At 69.7% G+C, this 21,042-nt stretch carries 19 protein-coding genes; 9 read left to right on the top strand and 10 right to left on the bottom strand.

What is annotated here, in order from left to right; translation table 11 throughout:
- Window positions 1–13: 13 nt before the first annotated feature.
- From DS843_RS06920 to DS843_RS06910, 3 genes are all read left to right on the top strand, one after another.
- Complete coding sequence (locus tag DS843_RS06920) at window positions 14–2,872, top strand: response regulator (RefSeq protein ID WP_149468161.1); 2,859 nt, start codon at window positions 14–16, stop codon at window positions 2,870–2,872.
- Between the two features lie 61 nt (window positions 2,873–2,933).
- A complete protein-coding gene (locus tag DS843_RS06915; protein WP_149468160.1) occupies window positions 2,934–3,677 on the top strand; it encodes a response regulator transcription factor in 744 nt (247 codons plus the stop codon).
- A 231-nt stretch (window positions 3,678–3,908) separates the two neighbouring features.
- A complete protein-coding gene (locus DS843_RS06910; RefSeq protein ID WP_149468159.1) occupies window positions 3,909–4,919 on the top strand; it encodes a response regulator in 1,011 nt (336 codons plus the stop codon).
- On the opposite strand, the gene DS843_RS06905 is transcribed toward DS843_RS06910, so the two are convergent.
- From DS843_RS06905 to DS843_RS06870, 8 genes are all read right to left on the bottom strand, one after another.
- Window positions 4,889–5,140 carry a hypothetical protein gene (locus DS843_RS06905; protein ID WP_149468158.1) on the bottom strand — a complete coding sequence of 84 codons (252 nt, stop codon included), beginning with the start codon at window positions 5,138–5,140 and terminating at the stop codon, window positions 4,889–4,891. The two genes, DS843_RS06910 and DS843_RS06905, sit on opposite strands and share 31 nt — an antisense overlap.
- Before the next feature lie 109 nt (window positions 5,141–5,249).
- The gene (locus DS843_RS06900; RefSeq protein WP_149468157.1) at window positions 5,250–7,223 is read right to left on the bottom strand and encodes a tetratricopeptide repeat protein; all 1,974 of its coding nucleotides are present in this window, start codon (window positions 7,221–7,223) and stop codon (window positions 5,250–5,252) included.
- 87 nt (window positions 7,224–7,310) lie between these two features.
- Window positions 7,311–8,153 (bottom strand): GNAT family N-acetyltransferase, encoded by an 843-nt coding sequence (locus DS843_RS06895; RefSeq protein ID WP_149468156.1) that lies wholly within the window; start codon window positions 8,151–8,153, stop codon window positions 7,311–7,313.
- A 14-nt stretch (window positions 8,154–8,167) separates the two neighbouring features.
- The gene (locus tag DS843_RS06890; protein WP_149468155.1) at window positions 8,168–8,914 is read right to left on the bottom strand and encodes an aspartate/glutamate racemase family protein; all 747 of its coding nucleotides are present in this window, start codon (window positions 8,912–8,914) and stop codon (window positions 8,168–8,170) included.
- Between the two features lie 17 nt (window positions 8,915–8,931).
- The gene (locus DS843_RS06885; RefSeq protein ID WP_149468154.1) at window positions 8,932–9,765 is read right to left on the bottom strand and encodes an ABC transporter permease; all 834 of its coding nucleotides are present in this window, start codon (window positions 9,763–9,765) and stop codon (window positions 8,932–8,934) included.
- A 3-nt stretch (window positions 9,766–9,768) separates the two neighbouring features.
- Window positions 9,769–10,695, bottom strand: coding sequence for an ABC transporter permease (locus tag DS843_RS06880; RefSeq protein WP_208852192.1), 927 nt, complete (start codon window positions 10,693–10,695; stop codon window positions 9,769–9,771).
- Between the two features lie 170 nt (window positions 10,696–10,865).
- Window positions 10,866–12,182 carry an ABC transporter substrate-binding protein gene (locus tag DS843_RS06875; RefSeq protein WP_149468153.1) on the bottom strand — a complete coding sequence of 439 codons (1,317 nt, stop codon included), beginning with the start codon at window positions 12,180–12,182 and terminating at the stop codon, window positions 10,866–10,868.
- A gap of 47 nt (window positions 12,183–12,229) precedes the next feature.
- Window positions 12,230–13,246: an ABC transporter ATP-binding protein gene (locus DS843_RS06870; protein ID WP_149468152.1), complete on the bottom strand. Its 1,017-nt coding sequence runs from the start codon at window positions 13,244–13,246 to the stop codon at window positions 12,230–12,232.
- A gap of 267 nt (window positions 13,247–13,513) precedes the next feature.
- Between DS843_RS06870 and DS843_RS06865 the strand changes: the two genes are divergently transcribed.
- The 6 genes from DS843_RS06865 to DS843_RS06840 all read left to right on the top strand — a co-directional run bounded on the left by DS843_RS06865 (window position 13,514) and on the right by DS843_RS06840 (window position 19,347).
- Window positions 13,514–14,242, top strand: a complete 729-nt coding sequence (locus tag DS843_RS06865; protein WP_286191979.1) for a GntR family transcriptional regulator — start codon at window positions 13,514–13,516, stop codon at window positions 14,240–14,242.
- A gap of 68 nt (window positions 14,243–14,310) precedes the next feature.
- Entirely contained in the window at window positions 14,311–15,450 is a 1,140-nt protein-coding gene (hemH, locus tag DS843_RS06860) for a ferrochelatase (protein ID WP_149468151.1), read from the top strand.
- A gap of 115 nt (window positions 15,451–15,565) precedes the next feature.
- Window positions 15,566–16,486, top strand: a complete 921-nt coding sequence (gene osmF, locus DS843_RS06855) for a glycine betaine ABC transporter substrate-binding protein OsmF (protein ID WP_149468150.1) — start codon at window positions 15,566–15,568, stop codon at window positions 16,484–16,486.
- 20 nt (window positions 16,487–16,506) lie between these two features.
- Window positions 16,507–17,652 (top strand): ABC transporter permease, encoded by a 1,146-nt coding sequence (locus tag DS843_RS06850; protein WP_149468149.1) that lies wholly within the window; start codon window positions 16,507–16,509, stop codon window positions 17,650–17,652.
- Window positions 17,649–18,587 (top strand): ABC transporter ATP-binding protein, encoded by a 939-nt coding sequence (locus DS843_RS06845; protein WP_149468148.1) that lies wholly within the window; start codon window positions 17,649–17,651, stop codon window positions 18,585–18,587. The genes DS843_RS06850 and DS843_RS06845 overlap by 4 nt, the downstream gene beginning before the upstream one ends.
- A gap of 10 nt (window positions 18,588–18,597) precedes the next feature.
- Window positions 18,598–19,347, top strand: a complete 750-nt coding sequence (locus DS843_RS06840) for an ABC transporter permease (protein ID WP_149468147.1) — start codon at window positions 18,598–18,600, stop codon at window positions 19,345–19,347.
- Window positions 19,348–19,366: 19 nt separating this feature from the next.
- On the opposite strand, the gene DS843_RS06835 is transcribed toward DS843_RS06840, so the two are convergent.
- On the bottom strand, window positions 19,367–20,254 hold the full coding sequence (locus DS843_RS06835; protein ID WP_149468146.1) for a regulator of G-protein signaling domain-containing protein: 888 nt from the start codon (window positions 20,252–20,254) through the stop codon (window positions 19,367–19,369).
- Window positions 20,255–20,414: 160 nt separating this feature from the next.
- On the bottom strand, window positions 20,415–20,903 hold the full coding sequence (gene lysM, locus DS843_RS06830; RefSeq protein ID WP_286191978.1) for a peptidoglycan-binding protein LysM: 489 nt from the start codon (window positions 20,901–20,903) through the stop codon (window positions 20,415–20,417).
- Window positions 20,904–21,042: the final 139 nt, after the last annotated feature.

Here is a 21,042-nt window from a genome sequence, read left to right as displayed (position 1 = left end):
GTCGCGTGCCGTCATGCCGTCCGTAAGCGCCGCTCCGCTGCGTCTTGTCCGCAACCTGGGCGTGTTTCTGTTCCTTTTCCTTCTGTGCGCGGCGCCGGCCCTGGCCACGGTCCTGCCGCAGGCGGAGCGCGGCGTGCTCGACCTGCGCGGCTGGTATCCCGACCTCGACGGGCCGGTGTCGATGGACGGCGAATGGCTGGTGACCTGGGACCGCCTCGCCGGAGAGGAAAGCCTGAACCCGCTGCCGGAGCCGGACGGACGGCTCTGGGTGCCCTTCTCCCTGCCGGCGATCTGGAACGGGGCGGTGCGTCCGGACGGGCAGGCCATGGGCGGGATGGGGGCGGCCACCTTCCGCCTGCAGATTCTGCTGCCGCCCGGCATGCCGCCGCTGACGCTGAAGATGCCGCCGGTCAACTCGGCCATGCGGGTGTGGGTGGACGGCCGCCCGGTGGCCGCCGCGGGCGTCCCGGCGCCGACCGCCGCGCAGGAACGGCCCGGGGCCGTCTCCCGCTTCGTCACGCTGCACGGCGGGCAGCGGGTGGTCGAACTGGCCGTGGAGGTGTCCAACCATTTCCATTTCGAAGGCGGGATCGGGCGCACGATCTTTCTCGACGCCAACGGAAGCCTGGCGCGGCTGTGGCAGCGGCAGTTGATGACCAACGCCGGGGCGCTGATGTCGCTGACCCTGATGGCGCTGTTCATCGCCGCCTTCCTCCGCCGGCGCCTGTCGGCGGCCCCGCTGTTCCTCGTGATGCTGCTGGCGGCCTGCGCCATGCGGCTGGTCTGCACCAGCGAACTGCTGCGCGTCTTCTTCCCCGGCGTGTCGGAGGTCTGGGCCTATCGGCTGGAATACCTGCCGATCTACATGTTCTACCCGATCTACTTCCACTTGCTGCGCGAGTTGTTTCCCGGCTGCCTGCACCGGGGGGTGGGGCGCGCCATGATGGCGGTGGCGGTGCCCGGCATGTTCCTGGTGCTGGTGACCGAACCGGCGCAATTCACCCGGCTGCGCGACGTGGCGAGCCTGCTGCTGGTGCTGTCGGCCCTGTATTTCGGGTGGCGCCTCGCCGTGGCCGCCCTGCGCCGCCATGCCGGAGCGCTTCTGCTGGGGGCGGGGGCGCTGGCCTTCCTGGGGTCGGTGGTGCACGACGCCCTGATGTACGCGCATTTCTTCGAGAGCATCGACCTCGTCCCCTACGGCGCGCTGCTGTTCCTGTTCGGCCACGCGCTGGAGCTGGGCCGCCGGGTGGAGACAGCCTTCCTCAACGAACGCCGGCTGTCGCAGGAACTGGCAGCCCTGAACGAGGGACTGGAGCGCCAGATCGCCGAGCGTACCCGCGCCCTGTCGGACAAGTCCGCGACGCTGGAGCGCTTTCTCGCCAACCTCAGCCACGAGGTGCGGACCCCGCTGAACGCCGTCCTGGGCATGGTGCGGGTGATCCGCCGCGAAGGGCCGACCGACCAATTGGACGAGCGGTTGCGGGTGGCGGACGGGGCGGGGCGGCATCTCGTTTCCATGCTCGACACCATCCTCGACCTGTCGCGGCTGGAGGCGGGCCGGATGGAACTCCACCCCCAGCCCACCGACGTGGTCGCGCTGGTGGAGGACGCCGTGGCGCTGATGCGCCCGGACGCCGGGGAGAAGGGGCTCGACCTGTCCCTGACGGTCAGCGGGCTGGGGGCGGAGCGCTTTTGGATCGATCCGCTGCGCCTGCGCCAGATCGTCCTGAACCTGCTGAGCAACGCCGTGAAGTTCACCGAGCGCGGCGGGGTGGAGGTGGCGCTGTCGGCGGAGCCGGCCCCGGCGGGCATGGGGAGCGGGGCGGTGACGCTGTGCCTGACCGTGGCGGACAGCGGCCCCGGGGTGCCGCGTGCGGCGCAGTCCATCATCTTCGAACCCTTCCATCGGCTGGAGGGGCACCGTCTGGAAGGCGGCCGCCGCGACGGCGCCGGACTGGGGCTTGCCATCGTCAAGGGCCTCGTCGGGCTGATGGACGGCGCGATCCGCCTGGAGGGGCGGGCGGGCGGCGGCTCCGTCTTCGCCGTCTCTCTTCCGACGCGTCCGCTGCCGGTGGCCGGCCCGTCGCCGGGCCGGGCCGCTCCCCTGCCTGTGCCGGGAAGCCTGGACATCCTGGTGGTGGAGGACGCGCCGGAAAACCAGGCCGTCCTGCGCGAGTATCTGGCGCCCGGCGGCCACCGCGCCGTCTATGTGGACAGCGGGGAGGAGGCTCTGGCCGTTCTGGCCGCGCGGAGCGTGGACGTGGTTCTGCTCGACATGCGGCTGCCGGGCATCGACGGAGTCGAGGTGACGCGGCGCATCCGCGCGCTTCCGGACGCGGATCAGGCTCTCGTGCCGGTGATCGCGGTGACCGCCAACAGCTCTCCGGAGGACCGGGCGGCCTATCTGGACGCCGGGGTGGACGAGGTGGTGGCGAAGCCGGTGGACCCCGACGCGCTTCAGGACGCGCTGGCCCGCCACGCGCCGTCCGGCTCCTGCGGGCCGGCCCAGCCGCCCGTGGTTCAGCCTTTCACCGTGCAGCCGGCTCCGGCTCCGGTGGCGCTGTCCGGCGCCGACCGCGCGCGGCTGATTGAGAGCTTCGCCCGGGCCTGCCGCGAGGTGCTGGCGGTGCTGGACGAGGCGGAGGCGTCGCCGCGGCGCATCGCGGACGCGGCGCACCGCATGAAGGGGAGCGGCGCCACCTATGGCTTTCCGGAGGTGAGCGCCGCGGCGCGGGCGCTGGAGACGGCGGCTTCGGCCATCGAGAACGGGGGCGGGTCCACCGCCTCCATGCAAGGGGGTGCGGCGGCGCTTCGGGACCGGCTCCACGCCGCCCTGGACGCCATCGAAAAGGGGGAGGCGGGGCTGACATGACGACGACCGAGGGTGCGGCGGGGATATCGGATACGGGAGTATCGGCGGCGGGCAGAAGGTCATGAGCGTCGGATCGGAACTGGCCGGACGGACCGTGCTGGTGGTCGAGGATTCTCCGGAAACGCAGGATCTGATCGCCACCTACCTGGAGCTTCAGGGGCTGCGGGTGCTGCGCGCCGCGAACGGGGCGGAACTGACGGCCCGCATCGCGCAGGACCGGCCCGATCTGGTGCTGCTGGACATCAACCTGCCGGATTGCGACGGGCTGGCCCTGGCCGAACGGTTGCGGCTGGGGGAGACCGTTCCGCTGATCTTCGTGACCGGACGCGACAGCCCGACCGACCGCATCGCCGGCCTGTCCCATGGCGGCGACTACGTGACCAAGCCGGTCGATCTGCTGGAACTGCTGATCCGCATCCGCAACCTGTTGCGCCGCGCCGGGGCGCCCGCTGCCTCGTCCTCAACCGGGGATGGCGCGGCGGCGCCGGACGCGCCGCTGACCTTCAAGGGCTGGCGGCTGGATCTGGTGCGGCGCGCGCTGTTCCGTCCGGACGGCTCCTACCTCGCCCTGACGACGGGGGAGTTCAACATCCTGGCGGCGCTGGCGGCGATGCGGCCCAACCCGGTCAGCCGCGAATACCTGCTGGATGTCATCAGCAACCGCGACCCGCGCTCGATCAGCGAGCACACGGTGGACACGCTGATCACCCGGTTGCGCCGCAAGATGCGGCTGGACGACGGCGCGTCCTCTCCCATCGTCACGGTTCGCGGGGTCGGCTATGCGCTGGAGCCGGACGAGTCCTGATCGATAATGTTTAACGCGCAATAACAAACGGCATGCGGTGCCGTTCCAAAAGTATCAACCGCCGTTGATACGCGTTCGAATGGGGTAATGCTATAAGTCGCCCAGCAAATGATTGACGGTTCGCCGTGGGTGCCCGGGGAAGGCGGAACGCTCCGCCGCACCGGGACTCCGCGGCGGACCCGACACCGCCGCCGGTCAACCGGCGCGCCATCTGATACGGGTGAGAGCGACATGCAACGGTCCCTGGTTCCGCATTCGGCGGAGCGTCTCACGCTGGCCGGTCAAACGGCGGCCGGCTACTCGGCGGCGGTCCCTTCCATTCTGATCATCGGCAACGACGGCGGGGCCATCGCGGGCATCCGCGACTGCGCCTTGCGGCTCGGCCACCGGGTGCAGGACACCCGCGACGTGATCTCCGCGCTCGGCCTTCTCGACGCGGACCGCAGCATCGGCGCGGTGTTCGTGGACGGCAACTCCCCCTGGTTCGACGGGCTGGCGCTGATGGAGCGGCTGCACCGCACCCATCGCGGCCTCGCCTGCATCCTGTTCGCCCGCAACCCGGAGGCGGACGACGTGGTGCGCGCCCTGCGGCTGGAGGCCGCCGACGTGGTGACCGATCCGGAGGACGAGGCCCAGATCGAACGCGCGCTGTCCCACCTGCGCGGCGGGCGGGGGGGTGCCGGTGCTGCCGACCTCCCGCCGGTTTCGGTCGACAGCCGGGACGACGCGCTGGAACAGGCCTACCGTCACGGCTTGGCGCTCATCGAGTCGGTGCGCGCCCTGCGCGGGGAGTCCTCGGCGGGCCGCGTGATGCCCTTCGTCCCGGCCCCGCGCGCCGCGGCGGCCCCGATGGCAGCTCCCGCGGCGGCTCCCTGCCTTTCCGAACCGGCGGCGGAGGGCGGCGAGCCGGACAGCCTGGGCATCCTGACGGCGATCCGGCGCAAGCGCGCCGCCCGCGAGAAGTTCTTTCCCAAGGGCCTGTTCGAGGACCCCTGCTGGGACATGCTTCTGGACCTGATGATCAACCATCTCCAGGGGCGGCGGATTTCCGTGTCGTCGCTGTGCATCGCGTCGGGCGTGGCCCAGACCACGGCGCTGCGCCGCATCGCCGACCTGCACGACCGCGGGCTGGTGCGCCGCATCGCCGACGACAAGGACGGGCGCCGCGTCTTCATCGAGCTGACCGAAGAGGGTGTGGCCGCCATGGAGCGTTACGTGGAGAATGTCGGCCCGCTGGGCTGACGGTCCTCCGCCTCCGCCTGACGGGAGCAGTCCGGCCAGGAACAGGCGCAGGAGGGAAAGCGGCAGTCGTCGCCGTTCACGTCGCCCGCCTGCACGGCGATCTTGTAGCGCAGGCCGCTGGCCGACGGCGCGTCGATCAGGCCGCAGGCCTCATAGACCTCGACATTCACGCGGGCCGATTGCAGGGCCACCCGCGCGATCTGTTTGGGATCTTTCATCATCGGCGTCTCGGCCTCGCTTCCGGTGCGTCGTCGATCCATCAACGCATGACGGGCGCCGGTGTCCCAGGGCGTATCGGAAGGACTTCCTTCGGCGCACCCGGGCTATCCCTTACGGCTCCTTCTTCCGGGCGTCCCACATGGAGCGGTAGGCCTCCTCCAGCGACCGGGCGAAGGCCGGGGCGTCGCAGAGGGGCGAGCGGAGCATGGCCTCCCGAAGGCCCGCGCGCAGGTCGGCCAGGGCGGACGGATCGCCGATGAGGGCGGCTGTCTTGGCGATGTAGTCCTCGGGACCGTCCGCCACGAGCCGGTCGGCGAGGCCGAGCGTCTCCAGGAAGCTGTTGCCGATGCGCCCGGCCCAGCGGTCGCCGCGGAGGGTCACCACCGGCACGCCCATCCACAGGCTCTCCGCCGTCGTCGTGCCGCCGCCGAAGGGCGTGGGAGAAAGCGCGACGTCGATGCGGTTGTAGCTGTCGAAATAGGCCGCCCGTGGCGAGCGCCCTTCCATGCGCAGCCGGTTGGACTCGATTCCGTGCGTGGCGAACTGGTCGCGCAGGGCCTGCCGCACGCCGAAATCGTCGAACTCCCTGGACTTCACCAACAGACGGGCCTGCGGCAGTGCGGTGAGAAGCCGCGACCACAGGGCCACGGTGTTCGGGGTGATCTTCGCCCGGTTGTGGAAGGCGCCCAGCGTGACCGGACCGCCGCCGAGCATGGGAAGCGGCCCGACCGCGACCTCCTCCACCGGCGGGGTGAAGCACAGATAGCTTCCGGGGAGGCGCCAGACCTTCTCGGTGAAGAAACGCTCCTCCCCCGGCGGGACGACGTGGCGGTCGGCGATGATCCAGTCCATGGCCGGCAGGCCGGTCGTCCCGAAATAACCGAGCCAGCTCACTTGGACGGGGGCGGGCCGCCGGGCGAACAACGGCAGGCGGTTGCTGCCGGTGTGGCCGGACAGATCGACCAGGATGTCGACTTCGTCCTGCCGGATCAACTCGGCCGCCGCCCCGTCGCTCAACCCGACGATCGGGCGCCAATCGTCGGCCGCGGCGCGCAGGCGCTCCGTCACATGGTCCATCCGGCCGTTGTTGGCGTAGCCGATGGCGGTGACCGCCGACCGGTCGTGCGACTTCAGGACGTTTTCCAGGAAATAGCCGACGGGATGGCCTTTGAAATCGGCGGAGACGTAACCGATCCGCAGGGGACGGGCGCCGCCCCCGTCATGGACCGCCGGAGCGGCCACGGGCGCCCCGCCGCCGTTCCGGCCGGCGCATTCGCGGGCGGTGGCCAGGAAGTCGGCGTTCGTACACTCCGGCGTGTAATGCTGCGCCATGAGGAGGTTGCTTTGCGCCAGGGAGAAATCCGGGTGGTGGGTCAGCGCCGAACGGTAGGCGGCGATGGCCTGTTCCAGTCGCCCCTGTCCCTTCAGGGTGTTGCCGAGGTTGGACCAGGCGAGGGCGTAATCCGGACGGAAGGTCAGGGCGACGTTGTAGGCCGCCGCCGCCTCGCCCAGCCGGCCCAGCGTGTCCAGGGCATAGCCGAGATTGCAATGGGACTCGGCGTTGGCCGGAGCGGCCTGGATGGCCTCGGCGAAGGCGGCCAGGGCGGCTTCGGTCTCTCCGACCTCCATGAGCAGACTGCCGAGGTTGTTGAGGGCCTCGACGAAGCCGGGCCGCAACGCGATGGCCTTGCGGTAGGCGGCGACGCTTTCGTTGGGCCGGCGCTGGGCGTGGAACAGGTTGCCCATCTGGAAATGGATGTCGGCCTTGACCGGGCTGAGGCGCAGGGCGGCCATGAAGGCGGCCATGGCCTCCTCCATCCGGCCCATGGACAGCAGGGACGCGCCGAGGTTCAGGTGATATTCCGGCGCTTCCCTGATGGACAGGGCCTTGCGGATCATGGAGACGCCGGTTTCGTGGTCGCCGCGTTCGGAATGCAGCACGCCCAGCAGATGCCAGGCGTCGGAGTTCCGCGGCTCCCGCTTCAGGATCAGGCGGTACGCCTTCTCCGCCTCGTCGCTGCGGCCATCGGTGTGAAGGGTAAGGGCTTCGGTGATCGAGGGCCGGGGGGTACGGCGGTCCGTCATGGGGCGTCCATCGCGGGGAGCGGGCGGTGCAACTGCGGGGAGAGTAGACCGCCCGGACAAGCCAAGTCCATGACGGAAGGCGGCGGCTCAGCCCAACTCGAAGGTGGTCACGCCGTACAGGCGGGCCGTGTCGATGACCGGGGCAGGGCCGAGATACATGCGGGCGGTTTCGAATTGCGGGGTCAGGCCCAGCTCCTCCGCCAGCAGGACGGCCTCCCGGTTGACCTCCGGCGCATCGAGGAAGATCGGGCCGCCGCCCGCCGTTGCGGCGAGCGCCAGCGCCAGATCGCGCGCCGTGCCGCGGTCGGCGGCGTAGAGCGGGCCGATCTTGCTGCCGCTGTGGCAGGGGCGGATCACGCCGAACCCCCGCAACTCTCCGTCGTTCAGGGCGGCGAGCGCGGTGGCGCCGGGCAGGGCGATCCAGTTGGACAGGAAACCGGCGCGCGGTGCCGGGAATAGGGCGCGGTCCCACTCCAGAAGCCGGTCGAAGGGCACCGTCCGCGCGTCCGCCAGCGCCGCGGCGGAGGAGGTTCCGGCGGGCGGCGCGCCGCCGTAGCGGATGTTGCGGTACGCCAGCGCGAAGCCGGACTTCCGGTAATTCTCCTGCTGCGCCACCACCCCGTCCAGCCCGACGGTGCAGCCTTCCAGATGCGTCAGCCCGGCCCGCCACAGGTCCCAGCCGAGGCCGCGCCCGCGCAGATCGGGCCGCACGATGTAGAAGCCGAGGAAGCCGAAATTCCGGGGATAGCGCACGACGGAGATGCAGGCCGCCGGTTCGCCGCCCAACTCCCCAATCAGGAAGCCTTCCGGGTCCACCGCGTGGAAGGCCCCGGCGTCGTGCAGGCCGGGGTTCCAGCCCTCCGCCCGCGCCCAATCCACGGCCAGATCCAGCTCGGCCCGGCTCATCACGCGCACGCGGTAGCCTTCCATGGCGTCCCTCCGGTTCAGGGCTGCGGGGCGGGGGCGAAGCGCGCCATGTCCCCGGCGTAGGGTTTGGGCAGGGGGAAAGCGTAACCGCCCGCCTTGCCGGTGCGCAAGCCCAGGACGGCCAGCCCCTCCACCAGCTTCACCGCGGCGGTGACGCCGTCCACCACCGGCACGCCCATCTCGGCGGTCAGAGCGCGCGCCAGATCGGCCATGCCGGCGCAGCCCAGAACGATGCTTTCCGCCCCATCCTCCGCGATGGCGCGGCGGATGGTCTCGCGCACCCGCTCCACGGCGCCCGACGCCGGGTCCTCCAGCGCCAGCACCGGCACGCCCGCGGCGCGCACCCGGCAGCGCCCGGCTACGCCGTAGCGCTCCGCCAGATGCTCCAGCGCCGGGACGGAGCGCGGCATGGTGGTGACCACGCTGAACCGCCCGCCGAGCAGGGTGGCGGTCTTCATTGCCGCCTCGCAGATGCCGACCACCGGGACGGCGGACAGGCAGCGCGCGGCGTCCAGCCCGACGTCGTCGAAGCAGGCGATCACGATGCCGTCGATGCCGGGTGTGGCGCGCTCATGGGCGGCGATCACCTCCAGCAGGCCGGGTACGGCGAGAGCCTCGTCGTAATAGCCCTCGATGCTGGCGGGACCCATGGCGGGGTTGGCGGCGACGATCTCCGTCCCCGGCGCCGCGACGGCGCGGGCGGCGGCACCGGCTTTCCCGGTCATGGAGGCGGTGGTGTTGGGGTTGACGACCAGGATGCGCATGGATGGTCCTTTGCGTCTCAAGCGGCGGCGCCGGTGCGCCGCAGACGGCGGCGGCGCAGGATCATCGCCCCGGCCAGGAACAGGGCGATCACCGTGAAGGAGAACAGCGTCGTCAGCGTCCCCAGCGCGTAGAGCACCGGCGTCGTGACGTTGGTGGTCATGCCGTAGATCTCCAGCGGCAGGGTGTTGAACGACCCCGCCGTCATCAGCGTGCGCGCGAACTCGTCATAGGACAGGGTGAAGCCGAACAGCCCGACGCCGATCAGGCTGGGCAGCAGGATGGGAAGCACCACATGCCGCACCGTCTGCCAAGGCGTGGCGCCCAGGTCGCGCGCCGCCTCCTCGTAGGCCGGGTTGAAGCGGTTGAAGATGGCGAAGACGATCAGCAGGCCGAAGGGCAGCGTCCAGGTCAGATGCGCCCCCAGCGCCGAGCCGTACCATGTCGGTTCGATCCCCAGGATGTTGAACAGCAGGCCGATGCCCAGGCTGACCAGGATCGACGGCACGATCAGGCTCGCCACCGCCAGATAGAACAGCGCCCCGCTGCCCAGGAAGCGGCGGCGGAAGGCGAAACCGGCGAGCAGAGAGAACAGCACCGTCAGCACCATCACCGTCAGCCCCAGCGCGATGGAGCGGCGGAAGGAGCCGCCGAAATCGCCCACCGCCTGCTGCTCGAACAGGTTCCTGAACCAGTGGAGGGAGACGCCGTTCATCGGGAAGGTCAACCCGCCCTCCGGCCCCTGGAAGGACAGGATGGTGATGGTGGCGATCGGCCCGTAGAGGAACAGGACGAACAGCCCGAAGAAGGCGGCGAGCAGGTGGAAGGACAGGCCGCGGCGGCTTTGGCGCATGGCTCACAGCTCCTTGCGGATGTCGACGATGCGCAGCATCGCCACGACCATGATGAGGACGACGGCCAGCAGGACGACGGCGTTCGCGGCGGCGGCGGGGTATTGCAGCAGCGAGATTTCGTTGGCGATCATCAGCCCGATGGAGGCGCTCTGCCCGCCGCTCATCAGCCGGACGGTGATGAAGTCGCCCATCACCAGCGTGACGACGAAGATGGACCCGATGGCGATGCCCGGCTTGGCCAGCGGCAGGATGACGTTCCACACCACCTGCGCCGCGCTGGCGCCGCCGTCGCGCGCCGCCTCGACCAGGGCGCGGTCGATGCGCATCATCGAATTGAAGATCGGCACCACCATGAACAGCGCGTAGAGGTGGACGAAGGCCAGCACCACCGCGAAGTCGGAGAACAGCAGGAACTCCAGCGGCTGGTCGATCAGCCCGGCGGAGATCAGGCCGGAATTCAGCAGCCCGTTGCGCCCCAGGAAGGGAATCCACGAGATCATGCGGATGATGTTGGAGGTCCAGAAGGGGATCGTGCAGACCAGGAACAGCACCATCTGCCAGGTCGTGGATTGGACGTGGAAGGCCAGGAAATAGGCGACCGTAAAGCCGATCAGCAGCGTGATGATCCAGGTCAGCGCCGCGAACTTCACCGTGTTCAGATAGGTCTTCCAGGTGACCGGTGAGGTCAGAAGCTCCTCGTAATTGGTCAGCACGAAGTCCGGGTAGATGCGGATGCTGTCGTAGTCCCAGAAGCTGACCGCGACGATGGTCAGGATGGGGATCAGCAGGAAGACCAGCAGCGTCAGCGCCAGCGGACCCGCCTGGAGGTAGGGAACGGCCCGGCGCAGCACGGAACGGCGCACCCCGCCGCCCCGCGGTGCCGCGGACGCGCTGGACGCTGCTTCGGGAGGGGCGGCGGTGACGGTCATGGCGCAGGGGTCCGTTGCCGTGGGGGAGTGCTGGTGTGTGAGAGTCTTGCCCCCACCCTGACCCTCCCCCGCTGGGCGGGGGAGGGAACTCGATGCTCCCTCCCCCGCCCAGCGGGGGAGGGAAGGGGCCCATGCGCAGCATGGGAAGGGTGGGGGCAAGCGGGCCGAAGTTACGCCGCGACGAACTCGTTCCACTTGCGGACCATGTAGCGGTCCTCGTCCATCACCGCGTTCCAGCAGGCCACACGGCCCATGCGGTCCTTGAACGAGCCGCCGTCGCGCACCGCGCCGGCCTTCTCCATCACCTTGCCTTCGGGGCTGAGGATGTCGGTCTTGGCCGGCTGGCCCTCCATCCAGAAGGCCCACTCGTCCGCCGACATGTGCTCCTTCGCGGTGTCGAGCACGGCGGAGTAATAGCCCTGGCGGTTCAGATAGGCGCCGACCCAGCCCGACAGGTACCAGTTGATGTACTCATAGGCCGCGTCCAGCTCCAGCCCGCTCAGATGCTTGGCGATGCCCAGGCCGCCGCCCCAGGCGCGGTAGCCTTCCTTCAGCGGCTGGTAGACGCAGGGGATGCCCTTGGCGCGCACGGCGGCCACGGCGGGCGACCACATGGACTGGATGATGACCTCGCCCGACGACATCAGGTTCACGCTCTCGTCGAAGGTCTTCCAGAAGGCGCGGAACTGGCCGGCCTTCTTGGCGTCGGTCATGATCTTGAGGGTCTTGTCGATCTCCTCCTTGGTCATGTTGCCCTTGTCGCCGTACTTCACCTCGCCCATGGCCTCGCAGACCATGGCGGCGTCCATGATGCCGATGGAGGGGATGTTCAGGATCGACGCCTTGCCCTTGAAGGCCGGGTCCAGAAGGTCCGTCCAGCTCGTGATCGGGCGGCCCACCAGATCGGGGCGGATGCCCAGCGTGTCGGCGTTGTAGATGGTCGGGATCAGCGTCATCCACTGCGTGGCGGACGTGGCGAACTTCGTGCTGTCCTTGCCTTCCACGAAGCCGACGGTGTGCGGCGCCGTGCCCTGGGCGACGGCGCTGTCCGGGGTCAGCTTGCCGTTCACGAAGATCGGGACGATCTTGTCGAAGTTCTTGATCTTCGCGACGTCCATCGGCTGCATCACGCCCGCCGGGAAGACCTTCTTGCAGATCCAGTATTCGATGTCGGCGATGTCGTAGGACTTCGGCTGGGTCACCGCGCGCTGGGCCACCGCGTCCGAATCGAGCGCGGTCATCTGAAGCGTGAAGCCCAGATCCTCCTTCACCTTGTCGGCGACGGCGTTCAGGTTCGACACGCCGGTGCCGAACTGGCGCAGCGTGACGTTCTTGATGTTCTGCGCCCAGATGGTGGGGAAGCCGGTGATCGCCCCCGACCCGACGGCCACACCCGCGGCGGCGGCGGTGCCCTTCAGCAGCGTGCGGCGGCTGACGCCCTTAGTGGTCCCGGCGGAAAGGGGCGAGCCGGTGCGCGTCTCGGTCATGCTCTGTGCCTCCAGTGTGGTCGGTCGGTTCTTGAAGGGGGAAGGGATCAGGAAACCAGGGGGTGGACGTCGCGCGCCTTCCAGCCCGCGGTCACGCGGTCGCCGATGGAAAGCGGGGCGTCGTAGAAGCGGGATTCGTCCAGCACCACGGCGAAATCGTCGGCGCCCGGCACGTCGAGCGTCAGGTGGACGGACGCGCCGTGATACTCCAGCGCGCGGACCGTGCCTTGCACCTGATGGTCGGCGCCGTGATCGGAATTGGCCGGCTGGCCCAGCAGGATGCGGTCGGCGCGCACGGCCCGGCGGCCCGCGCCGTCGTCCACCACGTTGTGGCCGCCGATGAAGCGGGCGACGAAGGCGGTGCGCGGCTGGTTGAACACCTCCCGCGGGGGGCCGGCCTGCTCGATCCGACCCTGGTTCATCACCACCACGAGGTCGGCCAGAGCCATCGCCTCGGTCTGGCTGTGGGTGACATGGACGAAGGTGATGCCAAGCTCCGTGTGCAGGCGCTTCAGCTCCTCCCGCATGCGGATGCGCAGGAAGGGGTCGAGCGCCGACAGCGGCTCGTCCAACAGGAGCACCCCGGGCCGGGTGATGAGCGCGCGGGCCAGCGCCACGCGCTGCTGCTGGCCGCCGGAAAGCTGGGCGGGCAGCCGGTCCGCGTACTGGGACATGTGGACGAGGTCCAGCATCTCCCGCGCGCGGCGGCGGCGCTCTTCCTTGGCGACGCCCTTCATCTTCAGGCTGAAGGCGACGTTGTCGGTGCAGTCCAGGTGGGGGAACAGCGCGTAGCTCTGGAACATCATGGCGGTGCCGCGGCGGGCCGGCGGCTCCCCGTTCACGATCCGGTCGCCGATCAGCAGGTCACCGTCGGAGATGTCCTCGTGCCCGGCGATCATGCGCAGCGTGGAGGTCTTGCCGCAGCCGCTGGGGCCGAGCAGGCAGCAATAGGCGCCGGCGGCGATGCGCAGGTCGATCCCGTCCACGGCGACGGTGGAGCCGTAGGACTTCCGCAGCTTCACCAGTTCGACGGTCGATCCGGCGGCAATCGATCCGGCAGTCATGATCGTCTCCGATTTTGTGCACAATCCGTGGGGCCGGTTGCGGCTGACGGAGACATCCGCAAGTTCCATGCCAGCGTAGGAATGGCGGAATCCGGGCGTTTTTCGGCGCGGAGATTCGGCGAATGGTCAGGATTTCGGCGCTGTGGCGCGAAATTGTGCATGGGAGGGCTGTGCCCGTTGCATGGGCAGGGTGCGACGGCTGCGTTTCTCCGCTGGTCCGTTTTGTGCACAATCCGCGGCGACGATCTGAACAGCGCCCGTGCCATCATGAAAACCATCCTGAGCGCGCCCCGCCGCGCCGTCCGGGGACGGGGAGAGGGGGCGGAAGCCCGCATCGTCCGCAGCATCGGCGAGGCCATCGCCGACCGCCGTCTGCCGCCCGGCACCAAACTGGCCGAGGAGAGCCTGGCGGAGGTGTTCGGCGTCAGCCGGGAACGGGTGCGCAAGGTGCTGCTTGTGCTGTCGCAGCGGCGGGTGGTGACCCTGATTCCCAACCGCGGCGCCTTCGTCGCCAAGCCCACCGCGCGGGAGGCGCGCGAGGTGTTCGAGGCCCGCCGGGTGATCGAACGCGCCGTGGTGGAGGCGCTGGAGCGCGCGCCCCGCCCCCTGCCGGAGGAGACGTCGGCAAAGCTGCGCGCCCATCTGGCGCAGGAGGAGGAGGCCGACCGGGCCGGCGACCGCATGGCGCTGATCCGCCTGTCCGGGCAATTCCACCTTCTGCTGGCCGACTTCGCCGGGAACGCCACGCTGGCCGGCATCCTGGCCGACCTGATCGACCGCTCCGGCCTCGCCATCGCGGCCTTCGAACGGCGGTCGTCCCATTCCTGCTCCGCCACCGAGCACCGGCGGTTCGTGGAGGCGCTGGAGGCCGGCCCGCCGGGCGAGGCGGTGCGCCTGATGATGGACCATCTCGACTCGGTGGAACGTCAGCTCGACCTGGACCTGCGACCGGATGGCGCGGTCGATCTGAAATCCGTTTTCGCGGATCGGACGTAAGACGCTGTTCGAACGGTCGGAGGATAGCCCGGCCCTATCGCCGGCATAGGGACAAAGGGCTGCTTCCGATGGGTTCGGCCCGCTATTATGCTGCCCGCCGCGACATCGAGGTGACCGACATCATGCTGCCCATTCCCAAGCCCGCCGACCATCCGCCGGTTCCCGCCCGCCGCGTCGGTGTGCTTCTGATGAATCTCGGAACGCCGGAGGCGACCGACTACTGGTCGATGCGCCGCTATCTGAAGGAGTTCCTGTCGGACCCCCGCGTGATCGAGGTGCCGAAGGCGGTCTGGTGGCCGGTGCTGAACGGCATCATCCTGACCGTGCGCCCGGGCAAGAGCGGCCATGCCTACAAAAGCATCTGGAACGAGGAGCGGAACGAAAGCCCGCTGAAGACCGTCACCCGCGCCCAGGCGGAAGGCGTGGCGGCGGCCCTGGAGGCGCGCCACGGCGGCGCCGTGCTGGTGGATTGGGCCATGCGCTACGGCCAGCCGGCGGTCGGACCGGCGATCCAGAGGCTGAAGGACCAGGGCTGCGACCGCATCCTGCTGTTCCCGCTCTATCCGCAATATTCGGCGACCACCACGGCGACGGCCAACGATCAGGCCTTCCGCAAGCTGATGGCGATGCGCTGGCAGCCGGCGGTCCGCACCGTCCCCGCCTATCATGACGAGCCGGGCTACATCGAGGCGCTGGCCCGCTCGGTGGTGCGGCACATCGCGGCGCTGGACCACACGCCGGACGTGCTGCTGGCGAGCTTCCACGGATTGCCGAAGGCCTATCTGGACCGCGGCGATCCGTACCACTGCTTCTGCGTGAAGACCGCGCGCCTGCTGGCGGAGCGTCTGGGCTGGGAGCCGGGGCGCGTGCAATACAGTTTCCAGTCGCGCTTCGGCAAGGCGGAGTGGCTGAAGCCCTACACCGACAAGACGGTGGAGGAACTGGCCCGTTCCGGGAAGACGAAGATCGCGGTGATCGCTCCGGGCTTCTCCGCCGACTGCGTGGAGACGCTGGAGGAAATCCAGTTCCAGGTGAAGGACGCCTTCATGGCCGCGGGTGGCGAGCGTTTCACCTACATCCCCTGCCTGAACGACCATCCGGACCACATCGCCTTCCTGGCCGACATCGTGGAGCGCGAACTGGGCGGCTGGGTCGAGGGTGCCGGGGCGCGGGCGGCCCGTGACGCGGAGGACCACGTCACGGCGTGACCCCATTCTCCAAAATGGAGGACCGCACAGGCGGAAAGGGCGGGTTGCCGCGGCGGGCCGGCTTCCCCATCCTAGCGGACGGACAGAACGGACGACGGTCGGGAGGATGCGGGCGATGCGGCGTGTGATTCGGGCGGTGGCCGCCCTTGCGCTGGGCGCGCTGCTGACGGCGGGGAGCGCTGCGGCGGCGGACAAGGTGCGCGTCGGGTCGAAGCTGGACGCCGAGAGTGGTCTGCTCGGCACCATGATCCTTCAGGTGCTGGAGGCCAACGGCATCCCGGTGGAGAACAAGATCCAGCTCGGCCCCACCCGCATCGTGCGCAGCGCGCTGCTGGCCGGGGAGATCGACATCTATCCGGAATACACCGGCAACGGCGCCTTCTTCTTCAACCTCGAAAATGATCCGGCCTGGAAGAACGCCGCCGCCGGCTACGAGACGGTGAAGCAGCTCGACCGGGACAAGCACAACATCGTCTGGCTGGCCCCGGCGCCCGCCAGCAACACCTGGGCCATCGCGCTCCGCCGGGACGTGGCGGCGCCCAACAGCCTCGCCACCATGGAGGATTTCGCGCGCTGGGTCGGTGCCGGAGGCACGGCGAAGCTCGCCGCCTCGGCGGAGTTCGTGGAAAGCCCGGCGGCGCTGCCCTCCTTCCAGAAGGCCTACGGATTCACGCTGAAGCCCGACCAGATCCTGGTGCTGGCCGGCGGCGACACGGCGGCGACCATCCGGGCGGCGGCGGAAGGCACGTCCGGCGTCAACACCGCCATGGTCTACGGGACGGACGGCGCCATCGCGGCCCTGGACCTCGTGGTGATGAAGGACACCAAGGGCGCGCAGATGGTCTACGCTCCGGCCCCGACCATCCGCGACGGCGTGCTGGACGCCCTTCCCCGGATTCAGGAGCTTCTGGACCCGGTCTTCAAGTCGCTGGACACCGAAACCCTGCGCGGGCTGAACGCGAAGATTTCCGTGGAAGGGCAGGACCTGCGGACGGTCGCCACCGCTTATCTGAAGTCGAAGGGCTTCCTGAATTGATGGCGTCCTGAACCGGCGGGATGACCCGGCGTCCTCACAACCGCGTGGCCCTGCTGCTCGGCGCCGTCATCGTGGCGGCGGCGCTGGCCCTGCCGTTCCTCGGCTTCGCGCCGAACCGGCTGCTGTCGGGGAAGGGCATCCCGCTGAGCGCGGTGGCTGGCGGCGGATGGAACGGGGTGGCGCTGCTGCCGTTTGCCGCGCTGCTGGCGGTGCCGTTCCTGCGCGTCGGGCGGGTGGTGAACGCCCTCTATGCCGGGGCGGGCGTTCTGTCCGCGGCGGGGCTGGTCTGGCTGGCGGGGCAGCACGCGGCGCTGCTCGCCGCGACGGCGGCCCCGGCGGCGCGGACCTCCTTCGGGGCGGGATTCTGGGTGATGGAGGCGGCGGCTCTGCTGGCCGTGCTCGACGGGGTGCGGCGGCTGGGGCTGGGGCCGGTCGGGCGGATCGCCGTGGGCGCGCTGGCGGCGGCGCTGATCGGCGGGCAACTGGCCACCGGGCATCTCGACCAGCTTTCGATCATGAAGGAATACGCCAACCAGCGGGACGTCTTCGCCGCCGCCGTGCTGCGCCACGCCGCCCTGGTCGCGGCGGCCCTGGTGCCGACGCTGCTGATCGGTGTGCCGCTGGGGGTGTCGGCGCAGCGCTCGCCCGCCGTGGGGCGGCTGGTCTTCCCGGTGCTGAACGTCGTGCAGACGATCCCGTCCATCGCCCTGTTCGGGCTGCTTCTGGCGCCGTTGTCGGCCCTGGGGGTCGGCGGGGTGGGGCCGGTGCCGGCGGTGATCGCCCTGACGCTCTATTCGCTGCTGCCCATCGCGCGCAACTGCGCGGCGGGGCTGGCCGGCGTGCCGGAGCCGGTGCGGGAGGCCGCACGGGGCATGGGCATGACTCCGCGCCAGGTCTTCTGGCGGGTGGAGGTGCCGCTGGCCCTGCCGGTCCTGCTGTCCGGGCTGCGGATCACGCTGGTTCAGGCGGTCGGGCTGGCGGCGGTGGCGGCGCTGATCGGAGCGGGCGGGCTGGGGGCCATCATGTTCCAGGGGCTGTTCGCCAACGCGCTGGACCTCGTGCTGCTGGGGGCGGTGCCGGTGATCCTGCTGGCGGTCGCCGCCGACGCCGTGCTGAAGCTGGCCTCCGCCCTGGCCTTGTCGAGGGTGGGGAGACCGGTGGCGTGATCGCGTTCGAAGGGGTGACCAAGCGGTTCGGTGCCTGGACCGCAGTGGATGGCCTGTCCTTCACCGTGGCGGCAGGGGAGTTCCGCGTGCTGATCGGGCCGTCCGGCTCCGGCAAGTCCACGGTTCTGAAGATGATGAACCGGCTGATCGCGCCAGACGAGGGCACCATCCGGGTGGAGGGGGAGGACATTGCCCGCCTGAAGCCCGAAGCGCTGCGCCGCCGCATGGGCTACGTCATCCAGAACGTCGGGCTGTTCCCGCATTGGACGGTGGAGCGCAACATCGCCACCGTGCCGGACCTGCTCGGCTGGCCCAAGGCGCGGGTGCGCGACCGGGTGACGGAGCTTCTGACCCTCCTCAACCTCGACCCGGAGCGCTACCGGGGCGCCTACCCGCACCAGCTCTCGGGCGGGCAGCAGCAGCGCGTCGGCGTGGCCCGCGCGCTGGCGGCGGAGCCGCACATCCTGCTGATGGACGAGCCGTTCAGCGCGCTCGACCCGATCACCCGCGGGGCCCTGCAGGCAGAGATGGCGGCGATCCACAAGGCGACCGGCACCACCATCGTCTTCGTCACCCACGACATGGACGAGGCGCTGACTCTCGCCAGCCAGATCGCCGTGCTCGACCGCGGGCGTCTGGTGCAGACCGGCACGCCGCTGGACATCCTGACCCGCCCCGCCGGCGGCACGGTGCGCGATCTGGTGGGGCGCGAGGATTGGGGGCTGAAGCGGCTGGCCGTGGAAACCGTGGCGGAGCGTCTGCGGACCGGCGAAACGGCCCCCGGCGAGCCCCTGCGGGCGGAAGCCCCCCTCCGTCACGCGCTGGCGGAGATGGTGGCGCGGGGCACCGACCGGCTGCCGGTGACGGACGGACAGGGGCGCCCGGCGGGCGTCCTCCACCTCGCGGACCTCGTGCGTCCGCCGGACCGGCCATGACCGTCGTCTCATGAACGGCATCCGGAGCGTGATGGCGGACCGGCTGGTCCTGGGCCTGCTGATCCTGGCGGCGCTGGTGCTCGGCATGCCGGCGCTGAAGCCGCTGTTCGCCGTGGTCTTTCCAACGCTCGACCGGCCCCTGTACGAGGCCGACAGCTTTCTGGCGCTGACCCTGGACCATCTGGCGCTGGTCGGCGCCTCGACCCTGGCCGCCGTCGTCCTGGGCGGGGCGGCGGGCATCGCGGTGACGCGGCCCTTCGGGGCGGAGTTCCGCGGCGTCCTGGACGCCGTGGCGGCCATGGGCCAGACCTTTCCGCCGGTGGCCGTCCTGGCCGTCTCCGTCCCCGTGCTGGGCTTCGGCCCCGCCCCGGCGCTGATCGCGCTGACGCTCTACGGGCTGCTCCCCATCGTGGAGAACACGGTGGCGGGGCTGGAATCGGTGCCCGAGCCGGTGCGCGAGGCGGCGCGCGGCATGGGCATGGGGGCGGGAGACATCCTGCTGCGGGTGGAACTGCCGTTGGCCGCCCCGGTGATCCTGGCCGGGGTGCGGACGGCGGCGGTCGTCAATCTTGGAACCGCCGCCATCGCCTCCACGGTCGGGGCGAAGACTCTGGGCCTGCCGATCATCATCGGGCTGAACGGGTCCAACCCCGCCTACGTCGTGCAGGGCGCGGTCATCGTCGCGGCCCTGGCGGTGGTGCTGGACGCCGGGTTCGACCGGCTGGCGGCGCTGCTCACCCGCTGGAGGGGCGCCGCCTGAGGGCAGGCGCCCTACGGCGTCACTTGTAGCCGAGCTTGCGCAGGGCGGGTTCATCGAGCTTTCGTGCCCGCACCAGGGTTTCGTCGTTGGCGACGAGCAGGATATGGGACCGGATGCTCTTCAGAACGCCAACATAAGCACCGTTGCCGATCCCGTTGGCGAAATCGGTGCGCTGCTGGTTCGAGATGTTCAGGCTTTTCGCCCCATTCACGTCGATGTACAGGTTGTAGAGCTTCAGCGCGCCCCGCTGGTCGACGCCCTTGCGCGTGATCGACAGGAACTCGATGTTCTCGTCGGTGTGCTCCGTCTTGGCGAAGGCGTGCAGCAGAAGCGTCAGCTTGCTGCTTTTCAGGACTTCATCCATCTTCTTGTTGACGAAGGGGTTCACGAACTGGCCGCCGTTGGTTTGCGCCTGCGCCTTTTCGGCCGCCTTGCGCTGCTTCTCATAGGCCGCCTCGTCCTTCTCCAGCCGCGCCTTGATGTCCTTGCGGTCCTTGGCGATGCCTTCCTCAAGGGCCTTGACGGATTTCGCGGTGATGCCGGGCACCGACTTGGCGAAAGCCAGGGCCTTCTTCGCCTCCGCGTCCTTGGGGTCCTTCTTCGCCAGGGTGCCCAGATCCTTGGCGGCCGCGGCGGCCAGCGTGTTGACCATCTTCATCTTGCGGAACACGCGGTCGATGGCGTTGTCGACCTCGCTTTCGTAGACGCTGATGGTGTCGTCGTCCAACGGCGCCGGCTTGGCGAGGGCCTGGAGCATCAGCTTGTTCCAAGTGATCGAGTTGAACGCCTTCTCCGCATCGCCCAGCCCCGCCAGCAGTTCGACGCAGGACGGCAGCGTCTTGTGCGTGCCCAGATTGTTCGAAGCGAACCGCGGAATCAGTTCGGTCGGATACTGCATAATCTTCATGGCCTGCGCCTCCCTGCCGGTTGTGGAGGCAAGCCTGCCGGTCCGGCCTGGGCGGAGCAATTCGAGATCGGTCGGACTTATGGGGGAATCCGGTGCGATCTGCACCTCTGCGGACCGAACCCGCGGCGGGCGTTCATCCCCGCCGCGGGAAGACGCCCCGTCACTGCTGCGGGATGCGCAGGACCTGACCGGGGTAGATCTTGTTCGGGTCCTTCAACATCGGCTTGTTCGCCTCGAAAATGGCCGCGTAGCGGTTCGGGTCGCCGTAGACCTTCTTGGCGATGGCGGACAGGGTGTCGCCCTTCTCCACCGTGTGGAACCGCGTTTGGCCGGCCGGCTGCTCCGTGGGCGGCACGGTCGGCTGGTCCGGCCCGCCCGGTCCCTGGTCCTTGGCGATGACCGCGGTCTGGTCGTCCACGCGCGACACGCCCTTCACGTTGCCCAGCGCCACCGCGATCTTCTCCTTCTCCTCCTGCGAGGCGGTGCTGCCGCGGACGGTCACGGTGTCGTCGGCGACCTGGATGTCCAGACCGTTCGCCGGCAGGCCGACCTGCGAAAGGTGGGCCTTCAGCTCATCGGCGGTGGGGGTGTCGGCGTTGCCCACCTTTTCGCCATGATCGCGGCGGAAGAAATCGAACAGGCCCATCATATCCTCCCTCGGTGACTCGATCCCGGACAACACCGCCGCGGCCCATGGGTTTCGCGCGCGGAGGAGGGGGGACGGAACGCCGGGCTTAGCAGCGGCGTTCGGCTTCCCAAATAAGGCCATGGAGAATAAAGCCGATGGG

Origin of the sequence: Roseomonas genomospecies 6 (assembly GCF_008365375.1) — a bacterium.
Lineage (GTDB): Bacteria > Pseudomonadota > Alphaproteobacteria > Azospirillales > Azospirillaceae > Azospirillum.
Note: the sequence above shows the minus strand (reverse complement) of the source record. Positions and strands in the feature narration are given on the sequence as shown.

Bases quoted from the DNA above. Each gene is read 5' to 3' on its own strand.
- DS843_RS06920 (WP_149468161.1), top strand. From the start codon at position 14: ATGCCGTCCGTAAGCGCCGCTCCGCTGCGTCTTGTCCGCAACCTGGGC.
- DS843_RS06915 (WP_149468160.1), top strand. From the start codon at position 2,934: ATGAGCGTCGGATCGGAACTGGCCGGACGGACCGTGCTGGTGGTCGAG.
- DS843_RS06910 (WP_149468159.1), top strand. From the start codon at position 3,909: ATGCAACGGTCCCTGGTTCCGCATTCGGCGGAGCGTCTCACGCTGGCC.
- DS843_RS06905 (WP_149468158.1), bottom strand. From the start codon at position 5,140: ATGATGAAAGATCCCAAACAGATCGCGCGGGTGGCCCTGCAATCGGCC.
- DS843_RS06900 (WP_149468157.1), bottom strand. From the start codon at position 7,223: ATGACGGACCGCCGTACCCCCCGGCCCTCGATCACCGAAGCCCTTACC.
- DS843_RS06895 (WP_149468156.1), bottom strand. From the start codon at position 8,153: ATGGAAGGCTACCGCGTGCGCGTGATGAGCCGGGCCGAGCTGGATCTG.
- DS843_RS06890 (WP_149468155.1), bottom strand. From the start codon at position 8,914: ATGCGCATCCTGGTCGTCAACCCCAACACCACCGCCTCCATGACCGGG.
- DS843_RS06885 (WP_149468154.1), bottom strand. From the start codon at position 9,765: ATGCGCCAAAGCCGCCGCGGCCTGTCCTTCCACCTGCTCGCCGCCTTC.
- DS843_RS06880 (WP_208852192.1), bottom strand. From the start codon at position 10,695: ATGACCGTCACCGCCGCCCCTCCCGAAGCAGCGTCCAGCGCGTCCGCG.
- DS843_RS06875 (WP_149468153.1), bottom strand. From the start codon at position 12,182: ATGACCGAGACGCGCACCGGCTCGCCCCTTTCCGCCGGGACCACTAAG.
- DS843_RS06870 (WP_149468152.1), bottom strand. From the start codon at position 13,246: ATGACTGCCGGATCGATTGCCGCCGGATCGACCGTCGAACTGGTGAAG.
- DS843_RS06865 (WP_286191979.1), top strand. From the start codon at position 13,514: ATGAAAACCATCCTGAGCGCGCCCCGCCGCGCCGTCCGGGGACGGGGA.
- hemH (WP_149468151.1), top strand. From the start codon at position 14,311: ATGGGTTCGGCCCGCTATTATGCTGCCCGCCGCGACATCGAGGTGACC.
- osmF (WP_149468150.1), top strand. From the start codon at position 15,566: ATGCGGCGTGTGATTCGGGCGGTGGCCGCCCTTGCGCTGGGCGCGCTG.
- DS843_RS06850 (WP_149468149.1), top strand. From the start codon at position 16,507: ATGACCCGGCGTCCTCACAACCGCGTGGCCCTGCTGCTCGGCGCCGTC.
- DS843_RS06840 (WP_149468147.1), top strand. From the start codon at position 18,598: ATGAACGGCATCCGGAGCGTGATGGCGGACCGGCTGGTCCTGGGCCTG.
- DS843_RS06835 (WP_149468146.1), bottom strand. From the start codon at position 20,254: ATGAAGATTATGCAGTATCCGACCGAACTGATTCCGCGGTTCGCTTCG.
- lysM (WP_286191978.1), bottom strand. From the start codon at position 20,903: ATGATGGGCCTGTTCGATTTCTTCCGCCGCGATCATGGCGAAAAGGTG.